Source organism: Caldisericia bacterium, assembly GCA_021158845.1.
GTDB lineage: Bacteria > Caldisericota > Caldisericia > B22-G15 > B22-G15 > B22-G15.
Map to the genome: position 1 here is coordinate 1 of JAGGSY010000020.1, position 3,957 is coordinate 3,957.

General features: G+C 35.4%; 4 protein-coding genes. All 4 read left to right on the plus strand.

All coding sequences use genetic code 11. From position 1 onward, the window contains the following. Positions 1–49 precede the first annotated feature (49 nt). The gene (locus J7J33_00750) at positions 50–631 is read left to right on the plus strand and encodes a hypothetical protein (protein ID MCD6167823.1); all 582 of its coding nucleotides are present in this window, start codon (positions 50–52) and stop codon (positions 629–631) included. Further along, complete coding sequence (locus J7J33_00755) at positions 628–3,549, plus strand: 6-bladed beta-propeller (GenBank protein MCD6167824.1); 2,922 nt, start codon at positions 628–630, stop codon at positions 3,547–3,549. The genes J7J33_00750 and J7J33_00755 overlap by 4 nt, the downstream gene beginning before the upstream one ends. After that, complete coding sequence (locus tag J7J33_00760) at positions 3,542–3,703, plus strand: hypothetical protein (GenBank protein ID MCD6167825.1); 162 nt, start codon at positions 3,542–3,544, stop codon at positions 3,701–3,703. The genes J7J33_00755 and J7J33_00760 overlap by 8 nt, the downstream gene beginning before the upstream one ends. Continuing rightward, a partial coding sequence (locus J7J33_00765; GenBank protein ID MCD6167826.1) for a hypothetical protein occupies positions 3,679–3,957 on the plus strand: 279 nt, incomplete at its 3' end. The genes J7J33_00760 and J7J33_00765, both read left to right, overlap by 25 nt.

Below are 3,957 nucleotides of genomic sequence, written 5' to 3' on the forward strand. Positions count from 1 at the left end.
GGTTACAGGAAGGGTAAGGATGGAAGGTCCCAAGGACATGCCTTAGAGAATGAATAGCTATGAAAAACATGAGAATCTTGAAAATCTGTTTCTTTCAAACGAAACAATAGATAAAAGAGATTGGATTCTTTGTATAAACTTTTCTGATGAGACATCTCTCTTTAGACTTGGTGAAAAGATTGAAGAAGGGAAGGTATTGGTAACAAGAAGGAGGAAGATAAAAGAATTAAAAAAGAAACTATTTGAATTTGGTTTCTTAAAGAAAGTAATTCCAATAAAAGAAAATAGCCTTGAGAAACTTCCCTCAAATGTTTTTACAAAGATTGTCTGGGTTTCTCCAGACATAAGGAAAGAGAAGAATATCACAAGGCTTTCCCTTTCATATAAACTTTTAAAAGAGGGAGGAAAACTCTACTTGCTTTTTGACAAGGAGATGAAACTTCTTGATGAATTCATTGTCAAACTCTTAAAGAAGGCAGATGTTATGGCTACTGTGGGATTACTTGAAAAGGTTGGTTTTAAACCTCCTTTTTATGAAAAGGTTTTTGTTGGAAAGAATATATCCTCTTATGTAGTAATTGCAAAGAGGATTGAGGATTTCTTTTCTCCATTTGATACAATTAAGCCATGAGAAAATTTGTGATATTAACCATCATTGTTTTGATTATTTCTGTTATTCCTACCCTCCATCTTTCAGGAGAGGAAAATGTGAAGGTGATAGGGTATGGACCAGGTGGACTTAACTTTTACAGACCCACAGATGTAAAAGTCTTCAATGATAAAGTATTTATCCTTGATTCACTCCACTTTAGAGTCGTTGAACTTGATGAAAACTTTAATTTTATAAGGGGTTTTGGCGGATTTGGGGATTCCATATCTTCCTTTGTTTCTCCAAATTCAATATGTATTGACTCTGAAGGTTTAATCTATGTATGTGATACTGAATCAGGAAAGATTAAGATATTCAAGGAGAACGGGGAGTTTGCTGGCTGGTTTATATCCTTTGAAGGTATGAAACCCACCGCATGTGCCATAGATGAAAATCAAAAACTCTGGGTTTTAGATAAAACCGATGGGACGATAAAGGTTTTTTCTCTATATGGGGATTTCAAGAAGAAGATTGGAAAAGAGGGAGAGGGTAAAAAACAGTTTAAAAATCCAAATGACATTATTATAAAAGATGAGAAGGTCTTTATACTTGATTCTGGAAACTTAAGAGTTCAGGTTCTTTCAACCTCTGGTGAGTATCTCTATGATTTTAAGTTGGATTACTATCCAACCCACTTTACCTTTGATAAAGACGGGAATATATGGATTACTGGAAGAGAGAGTGGGAAGGTTGAAGTCTTTTCTCCTCAAGGGAAACATTTAAAAAATATTGGTGATAGATGGGACTCCCCCTCTGGAGTTTGTCCATTTAAAGGGGCAATGCTTCTTGCATCTTTTGAGGGTGATGTGGTAAATCTTATAAGTTATGATGGAAAGGTAATTAAAACCATAGGAGAGGAATCAAACTCACCAACCTATTTTCCTCAAAGCATAGCTTTATTATCAGATGGGAGTATTGTTGTTGCAAATTCAGGAACTTCATCCATATCCCTATTTGATAAGGATGGGAATTTTGTAAGAAAAATCTCTGAGTATGGACGGGCACCGGGAAAACTTCAGTATCCTCTTGGAGTTTGTGTGAACAAAGATGATGAGATAGTGGTTTTAGATACTGGAAGTCATGTGGTTGAGGTTTATGATAGAGAGGGAAAGTTTCTTAAAACATTTGGGAGATATGGTGGTGGCAAAGGTAGGTTTATTTATCCTCTTTCCATTGCAACAGACTCCGATAATTTATATTATGTAACAGATTCAACATGCAGGGTTCAGGTCTTTGATAAAGATGGAAAGTTCCTTTACCAGTTTGGGGGTATTGGTTCAGGGGAAGGGAAGTTTACAAAGAAGGGAGATTTTGAAAGCGAAAAATTTGGAATAACAGGTATTGGTCCAAGAGGGATTGCAGTGAGCGATGAGATGAATATGGTTTTTATATGTGATACTGCAGGGGACAGGGTGGAGGTATTTACAAAGAAGGGAGAGTTTTTAAGGGCTTTTGGTGAAGGAATTTTAAAAAATCCAGTTTCCGTTGCATTAATTCCCTCTAAGGAGATAGCAGTGCTTAATGAAGGTGGAAGAATAGATTTCTTTAACACGGAAGGTGAATACACAAGATCCATTGGAGAAAGTGGTGGACCAATGAGTAATTTCAATGAAGATGAATTCAGTAAAGATTTTTATAAGAAAGATACCTTAAAATTCCTTAAGCCAGGTGGAATATTTTACAATGATGGAAGACTCTTTGTTGCTGACACCTTTAACCACAGAATTCAGATAATAACCCTTGATCAATTGAAGGTTTCACCAGACAGGTTTGAATTTGGAGAGGTGAATAGAGGAGAGAAGATAGAATTTGAGTTTGATGTTGAGGGAAAAAAGGGAAGAATTGAAACGAAAGAATTTATCTCCCTTTCAAAGTATGAATTTGATGGGAAGGAGAGAATAAAGGGAGTAATAGATACATCAAATCTTATTGAAGGTAAAACATATAATGAAAAAATAAAGATCTTCTCATTATCAGGTTATAATGAAATCCTAATTACCTTTTCAATAAAGAAGGATACCACTCCACCAGAGCTTAAATTTTCGATACCAGATGGATTTGTAACGAACAAAAAGAATATAAAAGTGGAAGGAGAGACAGAAAAAGGGGCGAAGGTATTTTTTGAGGGGAAAGAAATAGAGGTGGATAGAGATGGCAATTTTACCATTTACATAAAACTTAAAGAGGGTATGAATGTCTTTGAGATAAAGGCAGTGGATGAATCTGGAAATGAGAATAAGGTATTTCTTTCAATAGTATGTGATTTAACTCCACCAAATCTCTGGGTGAATCTTCCCTTAAAGTATAAAGTAGTAGATAGTAGGATAAAGATTAGCGGTGAAGTTGAGAAGGGGAGTTCTCTCTTTGTCAATGGTAAAAAGATTGAGATTTCAAAGGAGGGAAAGTTTCTCGTTGAAGTTCCCTTGAACTTTGGATACAACAGGATAGAGTTTAAAGCGGTGGATAAGGCAGGAAATGAAAATATTGTTAAAAGAGTAGTTTACAGAGTGGAAAGGAAAGAGATAATTCTCTGGATTGGAAGGAAAGAGGCAGAGGTGAATGGTGAAACTTTTAAGATGGATGTATCGCCTTTCATAAAGAATGGAAGGACATATGTTCCAGTTAGATTCATTACAGAGAGTCTTGGAGCTTATGTGTTCTGGGATCAAAGGGATAAGAGGGTGACTTTCCAGCTTTATGACACAGTGGTTGAGATGTGGGTTGGAAAGGTAAGATACTTTGTAAATAACATCCCTCAAACTATGGATTCACCACCTATTCTTGTTCCACCAGGAAGAGTAATGATTCCAATTAGATTTGTCTCGGAAGGACTTGGCTCTGAAGTTCTCTGGGATGGAAGGGAGAAAAAAGTTACAATAATTTATCCCAAAAATGGATGAGAAAATAGTTTTAAAGAGGTTAAAAAAACTTACCGAGATAAATAAATTCCTCTTGGAATTGAAGAGAGCATACACTAAAGTCATCAATCCAGAGATAAGTGATGAGGAGGTAGAGCAGGTTTTAAAAAGATGGAAGATGAAGAGACACTATTAGATGTTTTAATAGATGTATCAAAGTTTTTAAGATCAAAAGGTTATAAATTCTCTCTCATAGGTGGAGTTGCATACAGTATTGTTTTTGAACCAAGGGCTACTTTTGATATAGATTTAATAGTGGATGTATTGGATATAAAAAATTTTATACATGATTTGAAAGATTATCCAGATTTTATTCTTGTGCATGAGAAACCAATGATATTTGAGAGAGCCAAAATTGAGAGAGTGATACACAGGGAAGATATAGTCATA